Below are 25,927 nucleotides of genomic sequence, written 5' to 3'. Positions count from 1 at the left end.
GGAAGACGTGACCGCGAAGGTCCGGCGGCGCTGGAGCGACGGATCGCTGCTCCGCGCGTTTGCTGATGGGCAGTCGTTCCCGGTCGTGGATGTTTCCCTTCGTGGTCCCAAAGCTGCTGAGATCGGAGACGACCTGGAAGCCGTACGCTCCTGGGTGGCGAAGCTCGATGGCGGCCGTCGAGGCGGTAGCCGGTATGAGCTGATCTGGACGAGCATCGGTGGTCGGCATTTCGGCCGAAACCAGGTCCCCGACCGGGCTGTGGTTGCGACCTATGAGCAGGCATGGTCTTTGCTGGGCGTCCGAGCGGAGGTCGCCCGGTTCGCGGACATGCTGGCGCTCACCGGCGACATCGAGGCGGTCCGTGCTTGGACGCTCGCTCACCCTCACCGAGCCATCGATCTGGCCGCAGAGTGGGAGCGCCTGCTGGCGGCGTACAACTGGCTCGACTCGCACCGCGGGTCGGGCCGCTATCTGCGCGAGATCACTGCTCCCGGCGTCGACACGAAGTTCGCCGAACGACACCGAAGCGTTCTCGCGGGAATGCTCGGTGTCTCCTCGACCGCCCCAGGATTCCTGAAGGGGCTGGGATTGCGCGCCAAGCCGGAACTGGTGCGGTTACGGGTCTCGCCGGGCCTGGGCCTGCCCTCGTCGATGAGCGAGCTGGCGGTCCGTGCCGACGAACTGGCCGACCTGAGCCTCGCGCCCCGATCGGCTCTGGTCATCGAGAACGAGATCACGTACCTCTCCGTCGATGTTCATCACCGCGGAGTCGTGCTGTGGGGCAAGGGGTTCGACGTCGACAAGGTGGGCAGGCTGCCCTGGCTCGCCGACGTCACCGTCGACTACTGGGGCGATCTCGACACCCACGGCTTCGCCATCCTCGATCGGTTGCGTGCCTGGCTTCCCCAGACGCGCTCGGTCCTGATGGACCGCGAGACCCTGATGGCTCATCGGGACAGGTGGGTTGTCGAGGACCGACCCACCCGCGCGGCCTTGACCAGACTTACCACTGATGAACGGCATCTCTATCAGGACCTCGTCGAAGACCGGTTCGGGACCAACGTACGGCTCGAGCAAGAGCGGGTCGACTGGGCTTGGGTAGGTGCGCAGGTCAGCGAACTGTGACCCTGGCGCTTGCCGAACGCGGCACCACATGAATGCGCGAGCCTGCCGCAGCCCCATGTGTCTTTCGGTTGTTTCGGTTAGACTGGTGGGGCTGGAAGGAGGCGGTATGTCGAACACAGCTGCAGTGGAGGCGAATGACGGTGGGCGGGATGTCCATGCGTCGGAGGCGATGCTCAGGCTCATCGCTGGCGCGGGCCGAGGCGAGGGGCCGTCGTCGGCTTTTCAGGGTGCGGTGGTGCTGGTCAACCAGATCTCCGCGCCACAGTTCGCTGCGCTTCGCAACGCGTTGATTCACGGCGAGGGGCCGGTGCAACTCTCAGCGGGGGAGTCGTCGATCGTTATCGAGGGCGAGTTCCTGGATGCGGTCCGTGCGATCGTCCTGGCCGTCGACGCCGGTCATACCGCTGCGGTGGTGGACCCGGTGCGCGTGGCCGAGGACCGCGAGCTCACCAGTCAGCAGGCCGCTGATCTGCTCAACGTCTCCAGGCCGCACGTTGTGCAGCTGGCCAAGAGTGGGCGCCTGCCACATCGCATGGTGGGCAACCGGCATCGCTTCCGGCTCGCCGATGTCTTGACGTACGAGGACGAAGTTCGCCAGACCCGTGCGGATGCGCTGGCTGCGATGGTGCCGGCCGAGGGGTATGACGAGGACGACTTCTGATGGCATCGGCCCGCCCAACGGCGGTGCTCGACGCCTGCGTCCTCGTTCCCCGAGCGCTGCGGGATCTGCTGCTCTCGTGCGCGGACACGGGTGTGTTCCGTCCGGTGTGGGAGCACGAGATCGAGGACGAGATGATCCGTAACCAGGTCCGGCTCGACGTCGAAAAGGGACGGGACAAGGACGCGTGCCATGTGGCCGCCGAGCATGCCCGTGAACAGATGAATCGGGCGTTTCCGGACGCCCGGTTGACGACGGAGGTGTGGGTCCCGCTGGTCGGGCAGATGACGAACGCCACCAAGGATCGCCACGTCCTGGCCGCCGCCGTCGGATCGGGTGCATCTCGCCTGGTGACGCTGAACCTGCGAGACTTCCCTGACCGGTCGCTGCCATCTGGGATTGAGGTTCAGCATCCAGATCGCTTTCTGTTGGACCAGCTCGCCAGGGACGAATACACGGTGATCTCCGCATTGGTCGCGATGGCAGGTCGGCACGTCCGGGCGCCGCGGTCGCCAGCAGCGCTTGCCCAGGCGTTCGCCTCTGGGCAGTTCGTTCCGCGGTTTGGCGCTGCCGTGCTCGACAAGATATGACGCGACGTGGCGCCTGAGGACGCATGTCACGCCGGGCGCGCGCTCGCCGGCATAGCCAGAGAGCACGTTGACTGGACGCCAAACAGGTGGGTCGTACGTGCGGTCGTGCCGTTGACCGGCAAGCGCCTTAGGCGCTCTCGACGACTCATGCGACTGTTCTGGTCGCCTCGGCAGAGCGACCAGATGGGAGATGTCGCGCCGTGGACAGATACGTGGTCGAGGGAGCGATCCACATGGCGCGAGCGAACGGCGTGGATCGCTGGCGATGAAGTGTTCGCGGTGGACTACCAGGTCTGCCCTCGGTGCCGGCTTGGCTGGGTGGAGCAGCCGTGGACGCATGAGGTGCATCGGCGCAGTGGTCTGGCAGCGGCAGGGCTCTCCGCGCTGCGTGCCGAGAGCCCGGGATTGGAGTGGCACACGCTCGGCGGGCACATGCCCGAGTCGCGAGGATTCTGGGCTGCGGTCGGTGAGGGGGTCATAGGTGCCTACGCCCGCCGACCGATCTGCTCGCACAGGAGTGCCGGATAGCCGGGGTGGTCTATCGATAAGCGGTGGGATGGTTGTGGACAGTGTCCACATCAGGCCGGATATCCGGCCACGTCCCAGGGTGTCCCCACGCTTGGCGGGGCCCGAGAATCGCCCTGGTGCAGACCGTCTTCATCCGCACGCTCATCACCGGCAAGCAGGGCACCGAGCCCGGCCGTTCGATCGAGCAGGTCTCCAACACGGGTCAATACCTGTAGCAGAGCACGTACGCAGGGCCCGCTGCCTTCCTGGCAGCGGGCCCTGTGGCCGTTCATTCAAAAATCGGGCAGACCCCTTCGACGGATCAACCTGACGAGACGCTAGCGTTCCGCCGCGCCGGCGGTGTGGCGGAGGAAGAGGCACTCCATCGCCACCTGCGCGGCGAGGCTCGCTGTGATGCCCAGGTGGTCGTGGGGCGGGCTGACCGTGTTGATGTCGAAGGCCGCGAACTCGAGCCCGCGCAGACCGCGCAGGATCGCCAGACCCTCGCGCACTGTGATGCCGCCCCAGGACGGCGTGACGACGCCCGGGGAGACCGAGGGATCGAAGACGTCCATGTCCCAGCAGAGGTAGATCGGCACGCCGATAAGCCGCTCCCGGAGGTGAGCGACGAGCGCGGGAATGCCCATCGCGACGATCCGGTCCATCGTGATCACCTCGTAGCCGAGACCGGTCGCCACGCCGACGATGCCGGGCCGTCCGTCGTAGGCGCTGTCGCGCATCCCGACGTGCAGAGATCCTGCCGGATCGATGAGCCCCTCGCGGACCGCGTGCACGAACGTGTTGGCGTTGTTGTATTCGTAGGGGTAGATGCCCTCGTAGGCGTCGGTGTGGGCGTCGAGGTGCAGCACAGCGAACTCGCGTCCGAGCGCCTTCTTGAGCGCGCGCAGCTGCGGCAGGGTCACGGCGCCGTCGCCGCCGAAAGTCAGCGGGGTCGCGCCGGCGGCGAGGATCGCGGCGACTCCGGCCTCGATCGCGTCGAAGCTCTGCTCGACGTTGCCCGGCAGCACCTTCGCGTCGCCCGTGTCGACGACGCCGAGCTCGCCCAGCAAGTCGACGTCGAAGCCGTCCAGGTGCTCGGCGACGAGTGCGGAGTGGGTGCGCACGTGGGCCGGGCCTGAGCGTGCGCCGACCCGGGTGGGGTGGTAGCCCATGTCGAAGGGCACGCCCATGACGGCGACCGAGCTGGTTGCGTCCGCCGGGCGGGCGGGAACGCCGAAGAGGGTGCCGACGGGAGCGAGCGAGGTGTTCTCCATGCGTTCAGCATGTCAGGGCCAGGTCTCCCGCACGTCCCTCAGAGCGACTGGACCGAGACGAGGGCCGCGTGGCCGCGCGAGTGTACGCCGCGCCGCTGGCGGGGCCTCGGGTGTGACGGGAGTCACCAGTTCGTCGGTTACTTCAACGCTCCGCATAGTTGTCGAGTAATTCAGTGCATTGAATCATGTTGAGGCGGGCGCGCCGGCTCCCGCTGTCGCAGGAACGAGGAGAACACATGACCATCGAGACCTCCAGCTACCGTCTGCTGGGACGTACCGGCGTCAGGGTCAGCCCGCTCACCTTGGGGACCATGATGTTCGGGACCAACGGGAACCCCGACCACGACGACTCGATCTGGGTCATCCACACGGCCCTGGACGCCGGCATCAACATCGTCGACACCGCAGACGTCTACTCGCGGGGCGAGTCGGAGGAGATCGTCGGCAAGGCCCTCGCCGGGCGCCGCGACGACGTCTTCCTGGCCACCAAGTTCCACGGGCCGATGTCGGACACCGACCCCAACCAGCAGGGCAACTCGCGCCGCTGGATCATCCGCGAGGTCGAGAGCTCGCTGCGCCGGCTCCGGACCGATCACATCGACCTCTACCAGATCCATCGACCGCGTCCCGAGACTGACATCGACGAGACCCTCTCGGCACTCTCCGACCTGGTGCACCAGGGAAAGATCCGCTACTTCGGTACGACCACCTTCCTGCCGTCCCAGATCGTGGAGGCGCAGTGGACCGCCGAGAGGCGCAACCGGGAGCGGCCGGTGAGCGACCAGTCTCCGTACTCGCTGCTGGTGCGCCACAACGAGCGGGACCTGTTCCCGACCCTGGAGCGCTACGGCCTCGGCCAGCTGCCGTGGAGCCCTCTGGCCGGCGGCTGGCTCTCGGGTCGGCACGGCGGGGACGCTCCGGTCGTGTCCAGCCGAGCACGGCGTCAGCCCGCTCGTCATGATCCGACGCTCCCCGAGAACGCGCTCAAGCTGCAGAAGGTCCTGCAGCTGCAGGAGCTCGCCGACGAGGCCGGGATCTCCCTGATCCACCTGGCGCTGGCCTTCGTGCTCCAGCACCCCGTCATCTCCTCGGTGATCATCGGCCCGCGCACCCTGGAGCAGCTGCAGTCGCAGCTCGATGTGGGGAAGGTGACGCTGAGCCCCGACATCCTGGACCGCATCGATGAGATCGTGCCGCCCGGAACCACGGTCGACGAGGCGGACCGGGGCTACCGTCCCCCTGCCCCGGCCGACAGCTCCCAGCGGCGCAGATCGTGACCGAGGTCCCGGTGGGGGCTCCGATATTCGGCGTCGCGGGCATGCCGTGCGGCGGTATCGTCGCAGACGTGGCAGATGAGATGGGTCGCAAGGACATCGAGGCGGGCTTGGAGACCCGCCATGAGCTGGGTGATGCGTTCGACGCAGAGATGGTCGCCGGCTTCGCCGACCGGATCGAGAAGACCGTTCAGGACCGGGTCGGCGCCACCGCCGCCGCCCGCACCCTCGCCGAGCGCAACGAGTCGCGCGCCTCGGTCTTCCAGTTCGTGCTCGGCGCCGGCTCGGCCGTGGCCGGCATCCCGATCAGCATCACCCTCGGTGTCACCGACAACCTCGGCGCCCTGGTGATCTCCTGGGTCGGCCTCGTCGGCGTCAACGTCGCCCACGCGCTGCGTACGCGCAAGCGCTGAGGTGGGGGTCTGTTCGTCGAGGTATGCAGGAAACATGGCACTTCCCGTGCGGGACTCCGCTAGGGAAGTGCCAGTTCGTCTGTATACCTTGACGAACAGACGGCCCGACCGAGCGACCCTCAGGGCGCCGTGGTGGGAGCCGCGTCACGCCGATGCGCGCCCTGCGGACACGTATCCCCACGGCTTGGAGGGGGCCGGGCCGGGGAGGTAGTCCTGCTGGAGGAGCTCGACCTGAAATCCCTGGTCGGCCAGGAGTTCCGGGATGTCGCGAGTGAGGTGGCAGCCGCCGAAGAGGCGCTGCTGGAGGCCGTCGAGGCGGTGCTGCCAGCGGGCGACACCGGGGTCGGGGGAGAGGCCGTGCTCGGCGAAGCCGATGATGCCGCCGGGGCGCAGTACGCGGCGCAGTTCGGCCAGCGCGCCCGCGACGTCGGGGATGGTGCACAGCGAGAAGGTGACCAGCCCCGTGTCGACCGATGCGTCGGCGAGCGGGAGCCGGGCACCGTCGAGACCGACGCGGCTCACCGGGACCGATGACCCCGAGCGTCGCGAGGAGGAGAGCTCCCAGGCCACGTCGGAGGGCTCGACGGCGACGATCTCGGTGACCTCGGGCGGATAGAGGCCGATGTTGCTGCCACTGCCGAAGCCGATCTCGACGACCTGACCGCGGAGACCGTCACAGGCCCGCTCGCGCAGCGGCTCGAGCTGCGGGATGCCGCAGGCGCGGTCCACGATGCGTGGCACCACCCGCGCCTCCCAGAGCCCCATGAACGCTCACTCCTCCATCTCGCCGGTCCACTGGACCCCGAGGAGGAGGGTGTCCTCGGACTCGGCGATCGTCGTGAACCCCACGCGCCGGTAGAACCCGACGGCTCGGGTGTTGGCCGTGCTGACGCCGAGGTGCGCGCCACGTACGCCGGCTACGTGGAAGGCGCCGAGCATCATCCCGATGAGCTCCTTGCCGACTCCTTGGCCCTGTGCGCGGGGGAGCAGGTTGATGTGCAGGTGTGCCGGGAACTCGCTCAACAGCTCGCCGGGCGTACGCACCGGCCGATGGATCAGCGAGCGCAGGCGGGCGTTCCAGTCGGTGCGGTCGTGGTCGGGGCCGGGATCCGGGTTGACCACGCGCAGCGCGGGCCACCAGTCCTCCTCGCACTCCTTCTCGAAGGCGCGGGTGAACGGGGTGCCGACGACGTAGCCCACCACGCCCTCGGAGTCGACGGCCACGAACCCGAGCCCGAGACGCAGCACGATGTAGGGAGCGGCGTAGATGTTCCCCGGCAGCCGCGGGTCGTCGTAGAACTCGGTGGCGTCCTCGCCCGATGCGCCGGTGAGCAGGCAGATCGAGAAGATGTCGTCGAGGTCGTCGGCGGTGGCCCGCCGGATCTCAGGAGTGCCCATGGTCCAACCTCACCATGACCCGTATCCGCCGTCTGCGCCGCCTCCACCACCACGGGAGGAGGCCGAGCAGGCATAGCGTCTCACGTGCGGGAATCCTCCTGGTTCCGTCCAGCCGAACAACTGCCGCCAACCTCAGCGTGGCGGGTGGATGCTCACGTGCCTTCGTGCACGTGGCCGGTAGCCTTGCAGGCATGAGCGTACGACGGGTGATGGGCACGGAGGTCGAATACGGAATTTCCGTGGCCGGACAGCCCCAGGCCAACCCGATGGTGGCCTCGAGTCAGGTCGTCAATGCGTACGCATCCTCGACCCTGAAGGCGAGGAGAGCGCGTTGGGACTTCGAGGAGGAGTCGCCGCTGCGCGACGCGCGCGGCTTCGACATGTCGCGGCAGGTGGCCGATCCCAGCCAGCTCACCGACGAGGATCTCGGGCTGGCCAACGTCATCCTCACCAACGGCGCCCGGCTCTACGTCGACCACGCCCATCCGGAGTTCTCCTGCCCCGAGGTGACCAACCCGCTGGACGCGGTGCGCTGGGACAAGGCCGGCGAGCAGGTGATGCTCGACGCCTCCCGCGCGGCCGCGCGGCTGCCGGGCAACCCGCAGATCCACCTCTACAAGAACAACACCGACAACAAGGGTGTCTCCTACGGGGCGCACGAGAACTTCCTCATGCGCCGCTCGACCGCGTTCGCCGACATCGTCAAGCACCTGACCCCGTTCTTCGTCTCCCGGCAGGTCTTCGCCGGCGCCGGGCGGGTCGGGATCGGCCAGGAGCGGCCCAAGCACGGCTTCCAGATCTCCCAGCGCGCCGACTTCTTCGAGGTCGAGGTCGGGCTGGAGACCACGCTCAAGCGCCCGATCATCAACACCCGCGACGAGCCCCATGCCGACCCGGAGAAGTACCGCCGCCTCCACGTGATCCTCGGCGACGCCAACCTCGCCGAGATCTCGACCTACCTCAAGGTCGGGAGTACGTCGCTGGTGCTCGCCATGATCGAGGACGGCTACATCACCCGTGATCTCAGCGTCGACGGCCCGGTCTCGGCGTTGCGCGCGGTCTCCCACGACCCGTCGCTGAAGACCCTGATCACGCTCAAGGACGGTCGCAAGCTGACCGGTGTCCAGCTCCAGATGGAGTATCTGGACCTGGCCAAGAAGTTCGTTCAGGAGCGCTACGGCTCCGACGCCGACTACCAGACCAAGGACGTCCTGGAGCGCTGGGAGTCGGTGCTCGACCGGCTCGAGCGTGACCCGATGGAGTGCGCCACCGAGCTCGACTGGGTGGCCAAGTACAAGCTCCTGCTCGGCTACCGCGACCGTGACGGTCTGGAGTGGGACGACCCCAAGCTTCACCTCATCGACCTGCAGTACGCCGACATCCGTCCCGAGAAGGGCCTCTACCACCGTCTGGTGCGTGCCGGTCGGATCGAGCGGCTGCTGACCGACGACCTGGTCGAGAAGGCGATGCACGAGCCGCCGACCGACACCCGGGCCTACTTCCGCGGCCGCTGCCTGGAGAAGTACTCCGAGAACGTCGCCGCCGCGAGCTGGGACTCGGTCATCTTCGACCTGCCCGGGCGCGAGTCGTTGCAGCGGGTGCCGACCATCGACCCGCTGCGCGGCACGAAGAAGCACGTCGGTGGCCTGCTCGACTCCTCCGACACCGCCGTCGACCTGTTCAACCGGCTGACCGGTTCCTGAGCGTCGATCGCGACTCGTGCCACATCTCGGTCCAACGTTCGACTTCTGCTTCCTCCCGTAGCGAAATCGGGCATTGTTTCCTCAGGTTTGTCGGTGCAAGTGGATAGGTTGAAGACATGGCACAGGAGCAGAAGCAGCCGAAGAAGTCCTCCGAGACGGAGGAGTCCGTCGAGACCGCGCCAGAGACCGATGTGAACGAGCGCAAGGAAGCGCTTGACTCCGACGTCGACGACATCCTGGACGAGATCGACGACGTCCTGGAGACCAACGCCGAGGACTTCGTGAAGTCCTTCATCCAGAAGGGCGGGCAGTAGCAGATGTCGGAGTCCCGCATCCCGGCGGCCTACATGACGCCGGGCACCTCGTCCTTTGCCGATTTCTTGACCGCCCAGTCCCCAGAGCTGCTCCCGGGGCACCACCCCGTCCCGGGCAACCTGGGCGACATCGCCCCGCACGGCACCACGATCGTCGCGGCCACCTTCCCCGGTGGCGTGATCATCGCCGGTGACCGGCGAGCGACCCAGGGCAACCTAATCGCCGAGCGCGACATGCGCAAGGTGTTCCCGTCCGACGAATACTCCGCGGTCGGCATCGCCGGCTCGGCGGGGCTCGCGATCGAGCTGGTCAAGCTCTTCCAGACCGAGCTGGAGCACTACGAGAAGATCGAGGGCACCACGCTCTCGATCGAGGGCAAGGCCAGCCGCCTCTCCGCGCTCGTGCGCGGCAACCTCGCGATGGCCATGCAGGGCCTGGTCGTGGTGCCGCTCTTCGTCGGGTTCGACCCCGACGCGGGCGTGGGCAAGATCTACGGGTACGACCCCACCGGCGGCCGCTACGAGCAGACCGGATACTCCGGCGTCGGCTCCGGCTCGCTGTTCGCCAAGAGCGCGCTCAAGAAGCTCTACCGGCCCGACCTCGACGAGAACACCCTGGTCGCGGTCCTGGTCCAGGCGCTCTACGACGCGGCCGACGACGACTCGGCCACCGGCGGTCCCGACGTGTCCCGCAAGCTGTTCCCCCTGGTCCACGTCATCACCGCCGACGGTGGGCACACCCTGCCCGACGCCGAGGTCGCCGCGGTCGCGGAGGCTGTCATCGCCGGGAGGCTCCAGCGGCCCGACGGTCCCATCGCCGAGCTGGAGGCCAAGTGAGCGAGCGTAGCGAGCGAACAATTCAATACCGTTATGAGCCGTGCTTGTCGGCGGTTCGAGCGAAGCGAGGACGCCGATGAGCACTCCCTTCTACGTCTCCCCCGAGCAGCTGATGCGCGACCGTGCGGACTTCGCACGCAAGGGCATCTCACGAGGCCGTGCCCTGGTCTCGCTGCAGTACGCCGACGGCATCGTGTTCGCGTCCGAGAACCCCTCGGCGGCGCTGCACAAGGTCAGCGAGATCTACGACCGGATCGCCTTCGCCGCGGTCGGTCGCTACAACGAGTTCGAGAATCTCCGCATCGCCGGGGTGCGGCTGGCCGACATGCGCGGCTACGCCTACGACCGGCGCGACGTCACCGGTCGTGGCCTGGCCAACGCCTACGCCCAGACCCTCGGCACGATCTTCTCCTCGGGCGGGGAGAAGCCCTACGAGGTCGAGCTCTTCGTCGGTGAGATCGGCGACTCCGCCGAGGACGACCAGCTCTACCGGCTCACCTACGACGGTCAGGTCGTCGACGAGCACGGCTTCGCCGCCATCGGCGGTGCCGCCGAGGCGGTCGGTGGCTACCTCAAGGAGCGCTACACCGAGGGCGCCTCGCTCGAGGACGCCATCAAGCTGGCCGTGGCCGCGCTCGGCCACACGGAGACCGAGGACCGGGAGATCGAGGCGAAGAACCTCGAGGTCGCGGTCCTCGACCGCAACCGCACCCAGCCGCGCAAGTTCCGCAGGATCCGGCCAGCCACGCTGGTCGAGATCCTCGGCTCGGCCGTCGCCACCGCGGAGGTCGCTGCAGCCGAGCCGGCCGCCGTGGAGCCGGCCCCCGAGAACCCTGCGGAGAAGCCGGCCGAGAAGCCGGTCGACGAGGCCCCGCTGGCCCCGCCGGCCGACGACGGCGGCGAGCCGCCGATCGCCCCGCCGCTCGACTGAGTCCAAGAACGTGGGAGTGCTGGGTCACCTGGTGACCTCAGCACTCCCACGATCTGTCTCCGGAGCTCAGCCGATCCGGTCGGAGAGCGAGACGACGATCCCCTCCGGGCCGCGGACATACGCCATCCGCACGATGTTCTCGTGCACGCCGACGCCTCCGACGAGCCCGTAGCCGTCCGCGGCCAGCCGTTCCAGCTCGGCGTCGAGGTCGTCGACCTCGAAGCAGACGTTGCGCAGCCCCAGCTCGTTGGCCATCGCCCCGGGTGAGCCGGGGGTGTGGTCGGGCCGGACGAAGCGGGCGAGCTCGAGGGCGGTGCCGCCGCCCGGGGGCCGCAGCATGACGACCTCGCAGCGGGCTCCGGGGATGCCGCAGACGGTGTCGATGAACTCGCCCTCCACGAAGGTTCGGCCCTCGATCTCCAGGCCGAGGCCGACGAAGAACTCGGTGGCCCTGTCGATGTCGGCGACGGTGACGCCGATGTGGTCGAAGCGCAGCTGCTGTGTCATGACTCTCATCCTCGTGTCTGTTGGGTGTCTCTGCCTGGTGAACGAGGCCGGCACGCCGTTCTCTACATGGTCACGACCGGTTGGCTAGGGTCGCTGGACGTGGACGCTGAGAGGTCGCCGTGGCGACGAGGGAGGCTGCTCGCGCTCGCCGCGGTGCTGCTCGCGATAGTGATCGGCCTGCACGCGCTCGTGCCGAACCACTGGGGTAATCTGGCTTCGCTGGTCGCGACGTTCCTGCCGTGGCTCGTCCTGGCGGTTCCGCTGCTGGTCCTTGCCGCGGTCCTGCGGCGCTCGGCCCTCGCCGCGCTGCTCGCGCTGACGCCGCTCGCGGCATGGGTGGGTGTGTTCGGCCCGCGGCTGATGCCCGTCGAGCCGGCGGCGTACGACCTCACGGTGGTGCAGCACAACGTCGCCGACGACAATCACGAGGTCGAGCACACCGTCGATCTTCTGCTGGCCGAGGATCCTGACATCGTGGCGCTCGAGGAGGTCACCTCCGAGAACCTCCCGCAGTACGAGGCGACCCTGGGCCGCACGTTCGAGCACCACACGACCCAGGGGACGGTCGGGCTCTGGTCGCGCCACCCGATCTCGGAGCGTACGCGGGTCGACATCCGTCCGGCGGGCATCGGGGCGTCCTGGGACCGATGCCTGCGAGCGGTCGTCCAGACCCCGGAGGGCGAGGTGGCCGTCTACGTGGCGCACCTTCCCTCCGTCCGGCTGGGCCCGCGCGGGCTCGCGGCGAACAGCCGCAACCGGAGCGCCGAGCTGCTGGCCGAGGCGATCGCCGAGGACCCGGCGCGGGAGGTGCTGCTGGCCGGCGACCTCAACGGGAACCTGATGGATCCGGGGCTCGCCCCCATCACCGATCAGGTATCGCGCGAGGAGCACGGCTTCCGCTTCACCTTCCCCTCGGCGTTGCCCGTCGTGCAGCTCGACCATGTCCTCGCGCGGGGGGCCGAGGTCACGCAGCTGAAGGTGCTCTCACGGTCCGGCAGCGACCATCTGCCGGTGGTGGCGCAGGTGTCGCTGGGTCAGTGACCGCTGAGCCGGCCGGTCAGCCGCTCGTGCCGGTCGGCGCTTGACCGGTTGAGGCCGACGATGCGTACGGACTTGTTCTTGGTCTCGTACTTGTGGGTGATGGCGTCGAGGGCCGCGACCGTGGAGGCGTCCCAGATGTGGGACTCGGAGAGGTCGATGACGATCTCGTCGGGGTCCTCGGCATACGCGAACTGGGTGTAGAGGTCGTTGCTGGAGGCGAAGAAGAGCTCGCCGGTGACCCGGTAGACGGCGGTGACCTGGCCGGAGGCATTCTCGACGAGCTCCCGGTGCGTGGCGGTCAGGTGGGCGACCCGGCGCGCGAAGAGAGTCATCGCGACCAGGACCCCGACGATGACGCCGATCGCGAGGTTGCGGGTCCCGACGGTGACGGCGACGGTCGTGAGCATCACCGCCGTCTCCGAGAGCGGCATCCGCCGCAGGGTGGCGGGCCGGACCGAGTGCCAGTCGAAGGCGCTGACCGAGACCATGATCATCACCGCGACCAGGGCGGCCATCGGGATCAGCCCGACGATGTCGCCGAACCCGACGACCAGGACGAGCAGGAAGACGCCGGCGAGGAACGTGGACAGGCGCGTACGGGCGCCGGAGACCTTGACGTTGATCATCGTCTGGCCGACCACCGCGCAGCCGCCCATGCCGCCGAACAGGCCGGTGATCAGGTTCGCGAGGCCCTGAGCGCCGGCCTCGCGGGTCTTGTCGGAGGGGGTGTCGGTGATGTCGTCGACGAGCTTGGCGGTCAGCAGCGACTCGAGCAGGCCGACCAGCGCCATGCCGAGGGCGTAGGGGGCGATGATCTGCAGCGTGTCCAGGGTGAGGGGTACGTCGGGCAGGAACCAGGTCGGCAGGCTGTCGGGCAGCTCGCCCTGGTCACTGACGTTCGGCACGTCGACCGCGCCGATGACGGTGAAGGCGGTGAGCGCGACGATCGCCACCAGCGGTGCGGGGATGATCTTGTTGATCCGCGGGAAGCCGACGATGACGGCGATGCCGGCGGCGATCATCGGATAGACCGCCCAGGGCACGCCGACCATGTGGACGATCTGTGCCTCGAGGACGAGGATCGCGAGCGCGTTGACGAAACCGACCATGACCGAGCGCGGCAGGAAGCGCATCAGCCGAGCCACCCCGGCCAGCGCCAGGGCGATCTGGATCAGCCCGCCCAGGAGCACCGTCGCGATCAGGTAGTCATAGCCGTGGTCCCGCATCACCGGGGCGATCACCAGCGCGACCGCTCCGGTGGCCGCGGAGATCATCGCGGGCCTCCCGCCCAGGAACGAGATGGCCACCGCCATCGTGAACGAGGCGAACAGCCCGACCCGCGGGTCGACCCCGGCGATGATCGAGAACGAGATCGCCTCGGGGATCAGCGCGAGCGCGACGACGAGACCCGCCAGCACCTCGGTACGCAGCAGCCTCGGCGAACGCAGCGCGGCAAGGACGCCCGGCTGGTCGGCCGGGGAGGACGGGGGCTGGGGCGACGGCACGAGCCGCAATCCTATGGCCGGGCCGCCACCGTCCCGGCTTCGCGAGCGATGTGAGATTCGACCCGTCCGAGGCCCGTTGCCGGCCGACGTGCCGGTGGGCGGCGCGGCTCGCCGTGTCGTACCTCTGAACGCCTCCGGAGTCACCGCCGACCGTCTAGGGTTTCAGTATGGACAGGCGCATCTTCGGCATCGAGAACGAGTACGGCGTGACCTGCACGTTCCGCGGCCAGCGGCGGCTGAGCCCGGACGAGGTGGCCCGCTACCTCTTCCGCAAGGTGGTGAGCTGGGGCCGCAGCTCGAACGTGTTCCTGCGAAACGGCGCGAGGCTCTACCTCGACGTCGGCTCCCACCCCGAGTACGCCACGCCGGAGTGCGACGACGTGATCTCGACCGTCACGCACGACAAGGCGGGGGAGCGGATCCTGGAGGGGCTGCTCCTCGACGCCGAGCAGCGGCTGCACGACGAGGGTATCGCCGGCGACATCTATCTGTTCAAGAACAACACCGACTCGGCCGGCAACTCCTACGGCTGCCACGAGAACTACATGGTCAGCCGCGCCGGGGAGTTCTCCAAGCTCGCCGACGTGCTCATCCCGTTCCTGGTCACCCGCCAGCTGATCGTCGGTGCCGGCAAGGTGACCCACACCCCGAGGGGTGCCGGATTCGCGGTGAGCCAGCGTGCCGAGCACATCTGGGAGGGCGTCTCGTCCGCGACGACGCGGTCCCGGCCGATCATCAACACCCGCGACGAGCCGCACGCGGACGCCGAGAAGTACCGGCGCCTCCACGTCATCGTCGGCGACTCGAACATGTCCGAGACCACCACGATGCTCAAGATCGCCAGCTGCCACCTGGTGCTGCGGATGATCGAGGAGGGCGTCGTCATGCGGGACATGACGATGGAGAACCCGATCCGCGCCATCCGCGAGATCGCCCACGACCTGACCGGCCGCCGCAAGGTGCGCCTGGCCAACGGTCGCGAGGCCAGCGCGCTGGACATCCAGAACGAATACCTCTCCAAGGCGCGCGAGTTCGTCGACCGCCGCGAGATCACCGACCCGACCATGATCGCGGCCCTCGACCTGTGGGAGCGCGGCCTGAAGGCGATCGAGTCCGACGACCTCTCCCTGGTCGACCGCGAGATCGACTGGGTGATCAAGTGGAAGCTGATCGACCGCTACCGTGCCAAGCACGGCCTTCCGCTGGGCCACGCGCGCGTCGCCCAGCTCGACCTCGCCTACCACGACATCCACCGCAACCGCGGCCTCTACTACCTGCTGGAGAAGAAGGGCGCGGTCAAGCGGGCGACCACCGACCTGAAGATCTTCGAGGCCAAGTCGGTGCCGCCGCAGACCACCCGCGCTCGGCTCCGTGGCGAGTTCATCAAGAAGGCGCAGGAGCGCCGCCGCGACTTCACCGTCGACTGGGTCCATCTCAAGCTCAACGACCAGGCCCAGCGCACCGTGCTGTGCAAGGACCCGCTCAAGGCGTACGACGAGCGCGTGCAGCGGCTGATCGACGGCATGTAGAACACCTGCCGGGGTGGCTTCGCTGCGGGGTAACCACCGGGCGGATATGGTGTGCTCCGCTGTCGTCTATCTATTCACGTCACGAAGGTTTGCACTGTGCCCACTGCTCCTCGGCCTCGTCTGCGCCACGCGCTGAGCGCGCTGGCCGTCACCCTGCTCATCCCGGCTCTGGTCGCCTGCGGCGGCGAGGAGAAGACGGGGTACGGCGACGAGACCGTCTCCGGTTTCGACGGCGTCACGGTCTCGGCCGCGGTCGACAAGGCGCCCACGCTGAAGTGGAAGTCCGCGATCGCCTACCCCAAGGACCCCAAGGTCAAGACGCTGACCGAGGGCAAGGGTGAGGAGATCCCGGAGGACCGCGGCGTGTTCGCCAAGATCTACATCGGCAACGCCACCACCCTGGACAAGGACTGGTCCTACGAGAGCCAGGCCGCCGAGGGCGAGGAGCTCCCGGCGGAGAAGCCGTGGAGCACCATCTTGAAGGGCGCCAAGGTCGGCGACCGGATCGAGGCCATCGTCGGCTCGGCCGACCTGCTCGGCGAGGGCGGCAACCCGCAGATGGGCATCGGCAACCACGACACGCTGCTGGTCGTCGTCGACGTGGTCAAGCCGGCCGCCGACAAGACGCCGCACGACGTCGACGCCTCCGAGCTCCCGAAGGTCGTGGAGAAGAACGGCAAGCCGACCGGGTTCGACTTCAGCGGCATCGCGAAGCCGAAGGCCGACGAGGGGCTCAAGCGGGTCATCGTGACCGAGGGCGACGGCGAGGAGATCACCACCGACCAGACGGTCACCGCCAACTACCTCGGCATGACCTACGGCGCCAAGAAGCCCTTCGACGAGAGCTTCAGCAAGGAGGCCGTGCCGTTCGCCCTCAACCAGGTGGTCGCGGGCTGGACCAACGGCCTGGAGGGCGTCAAGGTCGGCAGCCGTGTTCTGCTGCAGATCCCGCCGGAGCTGGGCTACGGTGCAGAGGAGAAGCCGGGCCAGGGCGGCACGCCGGGGATCCCGGCCAACAGCACGCTCTACTTCGTCATCGACGTCGTCAAGGCCGAAGCCACCCCGGCGCCGCAGTAGAAGAGTCTCTAGGGGGAGAACACCGTGGCGGCGGGTAAGACCGAGCGGTTGATGAACCTGCTCATCATGCTGCTCGTGCAGCGTGACAACGTGTCGAAGGAGCGGATCCGCGAGGTCCTCTACCCGTCGTCCCACGGTGAGGCGTTCGAGAAGATGTTCGAGCGCGACAAGGAGGAGCTGCGCAGCCTCGGTGTGCCGATCGAGACCGGGGTGATCGACTCCTTCTTCGAGGACGAGATCGGCTACCGGGTCAGCCCCGAGCAGTTCGCGCTGCCGCCGATCACCCTCGAGGCCGACGAGCTCGCGGTGGTCGCCCTGGCCACCAGAGTCTGGGAGAACGCCTCGATGGCGGAGGCGACCACGGAAGCCGTACGCAAGCTCAACGCCGCCGGGCTCGAGACCGACGTCTCGGCGCTGGAGATCGTGCAGCCGCGGCTGGCCGCGGAGGAGGGCTCCTTCGACGTCTTCGTGGCCGCGACCCAGGACCGGCAGGTCGTCGAGTTCGACTACCGCGGGTCACGTGCGGCCGAGCCCTCCCACCGGCGGCTGCAGCCGTGGGGCGTGGTGCGCTACTCGGGCCGTTGGTACGCCGTCGGCCATGACGTCGACCGCGACGACACCCGCATCTTCCGGCTCTCCCGCGTCCTGGGGGAGGCTCGGGCGGTCGGCGAGTTCGATGCCTTCGAGGTGCCGGCCGAGGTGGACGTACGCGATATCGCACGAGACCTGGCGCCGGCACCGCCCACGGGGAAGGCCGTGCTGCTGCTGCGTCAGGGGAGTGGCTACACGCTGCGCAGGGCCGCCGACTCCACCGAGTCCGGGGTGAGCGGTCCCGATGGTCGCGACGACTGGGACCGTGTCGTGCTGACCCGGGTCCCCGCCGACCTGGTCGGGGCGGTGCTGGGACACGGCCCCGACGCCTACGTCGAGGAGCCCGAGGACCTGCGCCGCGAGGTCGGGGCCCGGCTGGAGCGGCTGGTCGCGCGCCTGGACGGGGTCTCACGATGAGCGCCAACACGGGTGCCAAGGGACAGGTCGGGCGGCTGCTGACGCTGGTGCCCTACCTCTACTCCCAAGAGGACGACGTACGCCTCGACAAGGCGGCCGCCGATCTCGGTGTCGAGGAGAAGCAGCTGGTCAAGGACCTGCAGGTGCTCTTCATGTGCGGCCTGCCCGGTGGCTACCCCGACGACCTGATCGACGTCGACATCGACGCGCTGACCGAGCCCGACGGCGACCGGGTCATCCGGATCTCCAACGCCGACTATCTCGATCGCCAGCTTCGGCTGACCCCGATCGAGGCCACCGCCGTGATCGTCGCGCTTCGCGCGCTGCGCGGCGGAGCGGTGAGTGCGGAGACGAAGGAGGTCGTCGACCGCACGCTGGCCAAGCTCGAGCAGGCGGCCGCCGAGGGCGCCGCGGCGCGCGTCGACCCCGGCGAGGAGTCGATCGACACCTCGCTCGTCCAGATCCATGCCGCGATCGCGACCGCGATCGACCAGGGCCGTCAGGTTCGCATCGACTACTGGGTCCCGGCGCGCGACGAGGAGTCTTCGCGGGTCATCGATCCGCGCGCGCTGGTCTCGATCCGCGACATCGAGTATCTCGACGCCTGGTGCCACACGGCCGAGGCGCCGCGCAGCTTCCGCCTCGACCGGATCCGGGGCGCCGAGGTGCTCGACACCCCGATAGCGGTTGCGCCGGAGACGGGCGAGCGTGCGGAGCTCGACGGTGAGAGCGGGATCGCGCTGCGTACGGACTCCGGGACGGTGGTCCGGGTGCGACTGGCGCCCGAGGCCCGCTGGGTCGGCGAATACTATGCGGTGATCGACCCGGTGGAGGTGCCGGGCGGCGGGCTCGAGGTGGGGCTGCGGGTCTACGACCAGCGCTGGCTCACCCGGTTGCTGCTCCGGCTGGCTCCCTATGCTGAGATCCTCGATGAGGAAACGTTCACCGAATCGTTTGCCGCGGCTGCGCGGCAGGCACTCGGCCTGTACCGTTCGGACGCGTAGACTTCAAGCGTTCCCCCTAAGACGTAGATGAGGTAGTTCATGTTCACTCCATTGATCGGTATGCCGCAGGGAGCCGAGTGGCTCATCATCCTGGCGATCGTGATCCTCGTCTTCGGCGCCGCCAAGCTTCCCGAGCTCGCTCGCGGCACCGGTCAGGCGCTGCGCATCTTCAAGACCGAGACCAAGGGTCTTCGCGACGAGGACGAGAAGGAGAAGGGCGAGAAGGTCGAGAAGCCGGCCGAGCTCACCGCCTCCGAGCAGGAGCGCATCGCCGAGCTCGAGCGTCGTGAGGCCGAGATCAAGGCCGAGCGCGAGCGCCTCTCCGGCAACTGAGGCCGACATTGTCCATCGCCGGTGTTGTCGCGCTCCTGCGCGGCACCCCCAAGCACGCCATCGGCGACGACGGCCGGATGGCGCTCTCCGACCACCTGCGTGAGCTCCGCGCGCGGGTGATCAAGGCGTCGTTGGCCCTGATCGTCGGTTTCGTCGTCTCGCTGTTCTTCTTCGAGCAGCTCTTCGACCTGGTCATGGACCCCTACCTCCAGGCCGTCAAGATGATGGACCAGGAGGGCGGCGCTGCCTCGCTGAGCTCCGTCAACGGTGCCGCGGGCGGCTTCATGCTCTACCTGAAGCTGTGCGGTCTGGCGGCGCTGATCGGCACCGCGCCGATCTGGCTCTACCAGATCTGGGCCTTCCTGATGCCGGGCCTGCACGCGCACGAGAAGCGGATGTCCCGGATCTTCGTGGCCGTCGCCGGACCGCTCTTCCTGGTCGGCGTCGTGCTGGGCTACGTCACCCTCCCCAAGGGCCTGGAGATCCTGTTCGCCTTCGTCCCCGACGGTCTGACCAACATCGTCGAGTTCAGCGAGTACCTCAGCTTCCTCAGCCGGACGCTGCTGGTCTTCGGCATCGCCTTCGAGATCCCCGTCTTCTGCATCCTGCTCAACCGGATCGGGGTCCTGCCCGGCGCCGCGCTCGGGAAGTACCGTGCCTGGATCATCGTCGGCTCCTTCGTCTTCGCCGCTGTGGCGACACCGTCGGGTGACCCCTTCACGATGAGCATCATGGCCATCCCGATGGTCCTGCTCTTCGGGATCTCCGAGGTCATCACCCGGTCCCACGACAAGCGCAAGGCCGCCAAGCGCGAGGACAGGATCGGGGATCCGGACGTCCCGTCGGTGATCTGACCAGTACGATTCGGCGGGTGACGCGCCAGATCGCCCTGCTCGCCAACCCCACCGCCGGCCGCGGCAACGCCGACCAGATCCTCGATGCCGTCACCGCGAGGCTGGCGGCCTCAGGGGCCGTGGTCGAGCACCTGATCGGTGACGACGCCGACCACGCTCTCGAGCTGGCCAGGAAGGCGGCTGCCGAGGGCGTCGACACGGTCGTGACCCTCGGCGGTGACGGCATGGTCCACGTCGCCGTCCAGGCGCTGGCCGGCACCGAGGTCGACCTCGGCGTCGTTCCGCTCGGGACCGGCAACGACTTCGCGCGGGCGCTCGGGATCCCGGCCGGTGACCCGCTGGCCGCCGCCGACGTCGTCGTACGCCACCACTCCCGCCGCATCGACCTGGGGCGCAGCGGGGACACCTGGTTCGCGACCGTCCTGGCCGCCGGGTTCGACGCGGCGGTCAACGAACGGGCCAACGCGATGCGTTGGCCGCACGGCGACCTTCGCTACACGCTCGCCGCGCTGGCGGTGATCCGCAGCTGGACGCCGGTGCCCTACCGGCTCGAGATCGACGGTGTCGTGCGTGAGCAGGAGGCGATGCTGCTGGCGATCGCCAACACCGAGTCGTACGGCGGAGGTCTGCGGATCGCGGCGGAGTGCGACCCCGCCGACGGGCTGCTGGACGCCATCCTCATCAAGCCGGTCTCGCGGCTGGAGTTCCTGCGCGTCTTCCCCGGCGTACGTCAGGCCAAGCACCTCACCCACCCGGCCTTCGAACGCATCCGTGCCCGCCGGATCAACGCCTCCGCGCCGGGCGTGATCGCCTACAGCGACGGGGAGCGCCTCGGGCCGCTGCCGCTGGAGGTCGAGTGCGTGCCGTCCGCTCTCGGCGTACTCGTGCCGCCGCCCACCTGATTGTCGGCGTCGGTCGATAGGCTCGGGGCCATGGACGCCTCGCCAGCGGAGAAGTACGCCGCTTTCAAGCGTGACAAGGACTTTCCCGTCTTCCGGGACTTTGCCTCGCTCTACGACTTCGGGCTCGACGATTTCCAGATCCAGGCGTGCAAGGAGATCGAAGAGGGCAAGGGCGTCCTGGTCGCCGCACCCACCGGGTCCGGCAAGACGATCGTCGGTGAGTTCGCCATCCACCTGGCGCTCGCGACCGGCCGCAAGGCGTTCTACACCACCCCGATCAAGGCGCTCTCCAACCAGAAGTACAACGACCTGGTCAAGCGCTACGGATCCGACAAGGTCGGCCTGCTGACCGGCGACAACGTCGTCAACGGCGAGGCGCCGGTCGTGGTGATGACCACCGAGGTGCTGCGCAACATGCTGTACGCGGGCTCGCAGACCCTGATGGGCCTCGGGTTCGTGGTCATGGACGAGGTCCACTACCTCGCCGACCGTTCCCGCGGCGCGGTCTGGGAGGAGGTCATCATCCACCTGCCCGAGTCGGTCTCGGTGGTGTCCCTGAGCGCCACCGTCTCCAACGCCGAGGAGTTCGGCGAGTGGCTCACCACGGTGCGTGGTGAGACCACCACGATCATCGAGGAGAAGCGGCCGGTGCCGCTCTACCAGCACGTGATGGCCGGCCGGCGGATCATGGACCTGTTCGCCTCCTCCGACGTCGACGCGGCGGCCGGGTTCGTCAAGGAGGGCGCCCCGGTCAACGGCGAGCTGATGAGGCTGGCGCGCGACGACTGGGCGGCCGGACGGATGACGGACCGGCGTACGCCCAAGGACAAACGCAAGGGCAACGGGAACCGCCGCGTGGGCAACGGGCGCCGGGTCTGGATCCCGTCTCGAGTCGAGGTCATCACCGCGCTGCAGCGCGACAACCTGCTGCCGGCGATCAACTTCGTCTTCTCCAGGGTCGGCTGTGACGCCGCGGTGAGTCAGTGCATCCAGGCCAACCTGCGGCTGACCACACCCGAGGAGCGCGACGAGATCTTCGCCTACGTCGAGGAGGCCTGCGCCGACCTGCCCGACGAGGACCGTCACGTCCTCGGCTACCACGACTGGATCGACGGCCTGACCCGCGGCGTCGCCGCCCACCACGCCGGGCTGCTGCCGGCGTTCAAGCAGGTCGTCGAGGAGCTGTTCCTGCGCGGGCTGGTCAAGGCCGTCTTCGCCACCGAGACCCTCGCGCTGGGCATCAACATGCCCGCCCGCACCGTGGTCATCGAGAAGCTCTCGAAGTGGAACGGCGAGGCCCACGTCAACCTCTCGCCGGGGGAGTACACCCAGCTCGTCGGTCGCGCCGGACGTCGCGGCCTCGACGTCGAGGGCCACGGCGTCGTGCTCTGGCAGCAGGGGCTCAACCCGCGCGAGCTCGCCGGTCTCGCCTCGACGCGCACCTATCCGCTGCGGTCGAGCTTCAGGCCGTCCTACAACATGGCCGTCAACCTGGTGCACCAGTTCGGGCGGGCGCGCTCGCGCGAGCTGCTGGAGCAGTCCTTCGCGCAGTTCCAGGCCGACAAGGCGGTCGTCGGGCTGGCCCGCCAGGTGCGCAAGGCCGAGGACGCGCTCGAGGGCTACCAGGAGGCGGCGAGGTGCGACCGCGGCGACTTCATGGAGTACGCCGCGATCCGCCGCAAGATCTCCGACGTCGAGAAGTCCTCCTCCCGCGAGCGGCGTGCCGACCGCCGCGAGGAGATCATCGAGTCGCTCTCCAAGCTCAAGATCGGTGACGTGATCGACGTGCCGACGGGCAAGTTCGCCGGCTATGCGGTCATCGTCGACCCGGGCTTCGACCCGGACGGGCCACGTCCCTACGTGATCACCCAGGACCGCCAGGCCCGCCGCTTGGCGATGATGGACTTCAATGTGCCGATCGTCGCCCAGACCCGGCTGCGGGTGCCGAAGTCGTTCAACGGCCGCAACCCGCAGATGCGCCGTGACATGGCCTCCCGGCTGCGGGAGAAGACCCGCGACCTGCGACCGGTGCCCTACGAGGGGTCGCCGACCGCTCGCAAGGAGCGCAAGAGCTCGGTGGAGACCCAGATCTCCGAGCTGCGGCGCGAGCTGAAGATGCACCCCTGCCACGACTGCCCCGACCGGGAGGACCACGCTCGCTGGGCGGAGCGCTGGTTCAAGCTCTCGCGCGACACCGACACGCTGCGCCGCCGGGTGGAGGCGCGCACCAACACGGTCGCGCGCACCTTCGACCGGGTCTGCGACGTACTGGTCGCCCTCGACTATCTCGAGGGCGAGACGGTCACCGAGCGCGGCACCCATCTGATGCGGCTCTACTCCGAGATGGACCTGGTCGCCGCCGAGGCGCTCCGCGAGGGACTCTGGGACGACTTGACCCCCTCCGAGCTCGCCGCCGCGCTCTCGGTGCTGGTCTACGAGGCCCGTCGCGCCGACGACGCCACCCCGCCCCGCCTCCCCGGCGGCCGGGTCAAGGACGTCATCGCCGAGACCGTACGGCTGTGGGGTCAGCTCGACGCCCTCGAGCGCGACCACAAGCTCGACTTCCTCCGCCAGCCCGACCTCGGGTTCGCCTGGGCCGCCTACCGCTGGGCCGAGGGCGACGACCTCGACGACGTCCTCGAGGTCGTCGATCTCGCCGCCGGCGACTTCGTACGTTGGATGAAGCAGCTCATCGACATGTGCGGCCAGGTCGCCGACGCCGCCGGCGACGTCCCCCTGCGCCGTACGGCCCGTCAGACCATGGATCTCCTCAAGCGCGGCGTCGTCGCGTACTCCTCCGTCGTGGAGTAGTCCGTTCCCTCCCGCCGAGACGTCAGGTACGTCGGCCGAGTTGGCACAGCCGTGACAGCTCGGCCTGCGTACGTGACGCCTCTGCCTGCGCGGCTGACTTCTCGGCGCCAGATTTCGACTCTTCGGCGTGAGGAAATACGATGGGCGGGTGGATGTCTCTCCCTATGATGCTCTGCTGTTCGTCTCTTTCGGGGGGCCGGAGAAGACCGAGGACGTGGTGCCGTTCCTGGAGAACGTGACCCGGGGGCGGGGGATCCCGCGGGAGCGGCTGGTCGAGGTGGGGCAGCACTACTTCGACCGGGGCGGGAAGTCGCCGATCAACGACCAGAACCGGGCCTTCCTGGCGGCGCTGCGCAGCGATCTGGCCGAGCACGGGATCGATCTGCCGGTCTACTGGGGCAACCGCAACTGGGACCCCTATCTGAGCGACACGCTCGCGCAGATGCGGGCCGACGGGATCAAGCGGGCGGCGGTCTTCGCGACCAGCGCCTACTCCTCCTACTCCTCGTGCCGGCAGTACCGCGAGAACCTCTTCGAGGCGTGCGACAAGAGCGGTGGCATCGAGAGCGCGCCGGTGCTCGACAAGCTGCGCCGCTACTACAACCACCCGGGCTTCGTGGCGCCGGTCGTCGATGGCGTGCTCGCCTCGATCGAGGACCTTCCCGAGGAGGAGCGCGACGGCGCGCGGATCCTCTTCGTGACCCACTCGATCCCGACCTCGATGAACGACAACTCCGGCCCCGACGGCAACGCCTACGTCGCCCAGCACCTCGACGTCGCCACGGTGATCGCCGAGCAGGTGGCGCAGAGGCGTGGGGCCACCCACGAATGGGACCTCGTCTACTGCAGCCGCTCCGGCGCCCCGCACATCCCGTGGCTCGAGCCGGACGTGAACGACCACCTCGAGGAGCTCGCGGGCGAGGACGTACGCGCCGTCGTGATGTGCCCGGTCGGCTTCGTCTCCGACCACATGGAGGTCGTCTACGACCTCGACACCGAGGCACTGGCCACCGCCGAGAAGCTCGGGATCCACGCCCGGCGAAGCCCGACCGCGGGGGAGGACCCGCGCTTCGTGGCCGCCGTACGCGATCTGCTTCTCGAGCGCGCCGCCGCGGAGCGCGGGGAGGCCCCTGAGCGGCCCACGGTCGGCGACCTGGGCCCCGGGCCCGACCGCTGCCCGGCGGGCTGCTGCTTCAACCAGCGCTCGCAGCTGCCGACCCTGTCGGGGGAGGACTCGCCCCAGTACTCCGAGTGATCACCCGCGGCATAGGGTCGGCCTCATGACAGAGCATCCAGCGCCGGTTCAGCCCGCACCCAAGCCCGGAGACCTGCTCGCGCTCGCGGTGGCGACCGCCCGCGCGGCCGCCGAGCTCGTCCGCGAGCGCGCTGCCGGCGTCGTCGAGGTGGCGGCCACGAAGTCGACCGCGACCGACGTGGTCACCGAGGCCGACCGGGACACCGAGGCGCTGATCCGGCGGCTGATCTCCCAGGAGCGTCCGGAGGATGCCTTCTTCGGCGAGGAGGGGGAGGAGACGGCGGGCACCAGCGGCGTGCGCTGGATCGTCGACCCGATCGACGGCACCGTCAACTTCCTCTACGGGCTCGCGAGCTACGCGGTCTCGATCGCGGCCGAGTATGACGGCGCGGTCGTCGCCGGCGCGGTCGTCGACGTGCCCCGCGGCACCCTCTACGCCGCCTTCCGGCAGCCGGACGGATCGGCCGCCGCCGTCAAGAACGGCGAGCCCATCGGCGTACGTCGGCCCGCCGAGCTCGGGCAGCGGCTGATCGCCACCGGCTTCTCCTACGACGCCGAGCTCCGTCGGGTCCAGGCCGAGGCGCTGGTGCGGTTCCTGCCGGTCGTACGTGACGTTCGTCGCATCGGCTCTGCCGCCCTGGACATCTGCGGCGTGGCCGAGGGAACCCTCGACGGCTACCTCGAGGAGGGCCTGCACCTGTGGGATCACGCCGCGGCGGGCCTGGTCGCGGAGGCCGCCGGTGCTCGCTGGGAGGCGACGACCGGCGTCGGTGGTCGCCGGTTCGTCATCGTGGCACCAGCGCACGGCTACGATGAACTACGGAAAGCGGCTGTTCAGGCCGGTTTTCTGCCAGTTGACTCGCTCCCGGGTGTCGTACCCGACTGAAAGCCGCTGGTTGATGTAGATCTATGACCGGCCGGGGGCCGGGAAGGTCCCGGAGCCCCGCCGGTACAGCCGCGTTCACCCACCCGAGACTCACTGCTCATCTATCCCCGTGATAGGGAATACCGCCAGATGACAGAGCGTTTCGGCGACGCGGATCCGGTTGAGTGTGCGAAATGCACGTTGATGGTGC

At 68.7% G+C, this 25,927-nt stretch carries 25 protein-coding genes; 20 read left to right on the top strand and 5 right to left on the bottom strand.

The genetic code is table 11. From position 1 onward, the window contains the following. The first annotated feature begins 7 nt into the window (after nt 1-7). From ABZ796_RS15430 to ABZ796_RS15420, 3 genes are all read left to right on the top strand, one after another. Nucleotides 8-1,126 (top strand): Wadjet anti-phage system protein JetD domain-containing protein, encoded by a 1,119-nt coding sequence (locus ABZ796_RS15430; protein ID WP_357337954.1) that lies wholly within the window; start codon nt 8-10, stop codon nt 1,124-1,126. A 106-nt stretch (nt 1,127-1,232) separates the two neighbouring features. Next, nucleotides 1,233-1,787: a helix-turn-helix domain-containing protein gene (locus tag ABZ796_RS15425; RefSeq protein WP_357337952.1), complete on the top strand. Its 555-nt coding sequence runs from the start codon at nt 1,233-1,235 to the stop codon at nt 1,785-1,787. Beyond that, nucleotides 1,787-2,374, top strand: coding sequence for a PIN domain-containing protein (locus ABZ796_RS15420; RefSeq protein ID WP_357337950.1), 588 nt, complete (start codon nt 1,787-1,789; stop codon nt 2,372-2,374). The genes ABZ796_RS15425 and ABZ796_RS15420 overlap by 1 nt, the downstream gene beginning before the upstream one ends. An 845-nt stretch (nt 2,375-3,219) precedes the next feature. Here ABZ796_RS15420 and ABZ796_RS15415 read toward each other — a convergent pair. Beyond that, nucleotides 3,220-4,155, bottom strand: a complete 936-nt coding sequence (locus tag ABZ796_RS15415) for an arginase family protein (protein ID WP_357337949.1) — start codon at nt 4,153-4,155, stop codon at nt 3,220-3,222. A 236-nt stretch (nt 4,156-4,391) separates the two neighbouring features. Between ABZ796_RS15415 and ABZ796_RS15410 the strand changes: the two genes are divergently transcribed. After that, nucleotides 4,392-5,432, top strand: a complete 1,041-nt coding sequence (locus tag ABZ796_RS15410) for an aldo/keto reductase (RefSeq protein ID WP_357337947.1) — start codon at nt 4,392-4,394, stop codon at nt 5,430-5,432. Nucleotides 5,433-5,500: 68 nt separating this feature from the next. Beyond that, nucleotides 5,501-5,842, top strand: a complete 342-nt coding sequence (locus ABZ796_RS15405; RefSeq protein ID WP_357337945.1) for a hypothetical protein — start codon at nt 5,501-5,503, stop codon at nt 5,840-5,842. A gap of 144 nt (nt 5,843-5,986) precedes the next feature. On the opposite strand, the gene ABZ796_RS15400 is transcribed toward ABZ796_RS15405, so the two are convergent. Next, complete coding sequence (locus ABZ796_RS15400) at nt 5,987-6,607, bottom strand: class I SAM-dependent methyltransferase (RefSeq protein ID WP_357337943.1); 621 nt, start codon at nt 6,605-6,607, stop codon at nt 5,987-5,989. Between the two features lie 6 nt (nt 6,608-6,613). Beyond that, nucleotides 6,614-7,240 carry a GNAT family N-acetyltransferase gene (locus tag ABZ796_RS15395; protein WP_357337941.1) on the bottom strand — a complete coding sequence of 209 codons (627 nt, stop codon included), beginning with the start codon at nt 7,238-7,240 and terminating at the stop codon, nt 6,614-6,616. A 191-nt stretch (nt 7,241-7,431) separates the two neighbouring features. Here ABZ796_RS15395 and dop point away from each other — a divergent pair, with 191 nt between their 5' ends. The 4 genes from dop (at nt 7,432) to prcA (ending at nt 11,025) form a co-directional block, all read left to right on the top strand. After that, complete coding sequence (gene dop / locus ABZ796_RS15390; protein ID WP_357337940.1) at nt 7,432-8,943, top strand: depupylase/deamidase Dop; 1,512 nt, start codon at nt 7,432-7,434, stop codon at nt 8,941-8,943. Between the two features lie 116 nt (nt 8,944-9,059). After that, on the top strand, nt 9,060-9,257 hold the full coding sequence (locus tag ABZ796_RS15385) for a ubiquitin-like protein Pup (RefSeq protein ID WP_008356645.1): 198 nt from the start codon (nt 9,060-9,062) through the stop codon (nt 9,255-9,257). Between the two features lie 3 nt (nt 9,258-9,260). Next, the gene (prcB, locus tag ABZ796_RS15380) at nt 9,261-10,094 is read left to right on the top strand and encodes a proteasome subunit beta (protein WP_357337937.1); all 834 of its coding nucleotides are present in this window, start codon (nt 9,261-9,263) and stop codon (nt 10,092-10,094) included. Between the two features lie 76 nt (nt 10,095-10,170). After that, the gene (gene prcA, locus ABZ796_RS15375) at nt 10,171-11,025 is read left to right on the top strand and encodes a proteasome subunit alpha (protein WP_357337936.1); all 855 of its coding nucleotides are present in this window, start codon (nt 10,171-10,173) and stop codon (nt 11,023-11,025) included. Nucleotides 11,026-11,091: 66 nt separating this feature from the next. On the opposite strand, the gene ABZ796_RS15370 is transcribed toward prcA, so the two are convergent. Further along, complete coding sequence (locus ABZ796_RS15370) at nt 11,092-11,532, bottom strand: VOC family protein (RefSeq protein WP_357337934.1); 441 nt, start codon at nt 11,530-11,532, stop codon at nt 11,092-11,094. 99 nt (nt 11,533-11,631) lie between these two features. Between ABZ796_RS15370 and ABZ796_RS15365 the strand changes: the two genes are divergently transcribed. After that, the gene (locus ABZ796_RS15365) at nt 11,632-12,573 is read left to right on the top strand and encodes an endonuclease/exonuclease/phosphatase family protein (protein ID WP_357337932.1); all 942 of its coding nucleotides are present in this window, start codon (nt 11,632-11,634) and stop codon (nt 12,571-12,573) included. Here the strand turns inward: ABZ796_RS15365 and ABZ796_RS15360 are convergent. Next, a complete protein-coding gene (locus tag ABZ796_RS15360) occupies nt 12,567-14,078 on the bottom strand; it encodes a SulP family inorganic anion transporter (protein WP_357337931.1) in 1,512 nt (503 codons plus the stop codon). The two genes, ABZ796_RS15365 and ABZ796_RS15360, sit on opposite strands and share 7 nt — an antisense overlap. Before the next feature lie 167 nt (nt 14,079-14,245). Here ABZ796_RS15360 and pafA point away from each other — a divergent pair, with 167 nt between their 5' ends. From pafA to ABZ796_RS15310, 10 genes are all read left to right on the top strand, one after another. Next, the gene (gene pafA, locus ABZ796_RS15355) at nt 14,246-15,607 is read left to right on the top strand and encodes a Pup--protein ligase (RefSeq protein WP_357337930.1); all 1,362 of its coding nucleotides are present in this window, start codon (nt 14,246-14,248) and stop codon (nt 15,605-15,607) included. 96 nt (nt 15,608-15,703) lie between these two features. Further along, nucleotides 15,704-16,684: an FKBP-type peptidyl-prolyl cis-trans isomerase gene (locus ABZ796_RS15350; RefSeq protein ID WP_357337928.1), complete on the top strand. Its 981-nt coding sequence runs from the start codon at nt 15,704-15,706 to the stop codon at nt 16,682-16,684. A gap of 24 nt (nt 16,685-16,708) precedes the next feature. Then, the gene (locus tag ABZ796_RS15345; protein WP_357337926.1) at nt 16,709-17,692 is read left to right on the top strand and encodes a WYL domain-containing protein; all 984 of its coding nucleotides are present in this window, start codon (nt 16,709-16,711) and stop codon (nt 17,690-17,692) included. Beyond that, nucleotides 17,689-18,696: a WYL domain-containing protein gene (locus ABZ796_RS15340; RefSeq protein WP_357337924.1), complete on the top strand. Its 1,008-nt coding sequence runs from the start codon at nt 17,689-17,691 to the stop codon at nt 18,694-18,696. Before ABZ796_RS15345 ends, ABZ796_RS15340 begins: the two co-directional genes overlap by 4 nt. A 39-nt stretch (nt 18,697-18,735) precedes the next feature. Then, on the top strand, nt 18,736-19,029 hold the full coding sequence (gene tatA, locus ABZ796_RS15335) for a twin-arginine translocase TatA/TatE family subunit (RefSeq protein WP_357337923.1): 294 nt from the start codon (nt 18,736-18,738) through the stop codon (nt 19,027-19,029). An 8-nt stretch (nt 19,030-19,037) separates the two neighbouring features. Continuing rightward, entirely contained in the window at nt 19,038-19,883 is an 846-nt protein-coding gene (gene tatC, locus ABZ796_RS15330) for a twin-arginine translocase subunit TatC (protein ID WP_357337921.1), read from the top strand. A 17-nt stretch (nt 19,884-19,900) separates the two neighbouring features. After that, nucleotides 19,901-20,785, top strand: coding sequence for a YegS/Rv2252/BmrU family lipid kinase (locus tag ABZ796_RS15325; protein WP_357337920.1), 885 nt, complete (start codon nt 19,901-19,903; stop codon nt 20,783-20,785). A 30-nt stretch (nt 20,786-20,815) separates the two neighbouring features. Next, the gene (locus ABZ796_RS15320; RefSeq protein WP_357337919.1) at nt 20,816-23,596 is read left to right on the top strand and encodes a DEAD/DEAH box helicase; all 2,781 of its coding nucleotides are present in this window, start codon (nt 20,816-20,818) and stop codon (nt 23,594-23,596) included. A gap of 148 nt (nt 23,597-23,744) precedes the next feature. Further along, nucleotides 23,745-24,851, top strand: a complete 1,107-nt coding sequence (locus ABZ796_RS15315; RefSeq protein WP_357337917.1) for a ferrochelatase — start codon at nt 23,745-23,747, stop codon at nt 24,849-24,851. 25 nt (nt 24,852-24,876) lie between these two features. Beyond that, nucleotides 24,877-25,737, top strand: coding sequence for an inositol monophosphatase family protein (locus ABZ796_RS15310; protein WP_357337916.1), 861 nt, complete (start codon nt 24,877-24,879; stop codon nt 25,735-25,737). Nucleotides 25,738-25,927 lie beyond the last annotated feature (190 nt).

The organism is Nocardioides sp. NPDC047086, assembly GCF_040643685.1.
Lineage (GTDB): Bacteria > Actinomycetota > Actinomycetes > Propionibacteriales > Nocardioidaceae > Nocardioides.
The sequence above is the reverse complement of the archived record's forward strand: the minus strand, read 5'-3'. Positions and strand labels throughout refer to the sequence as shown.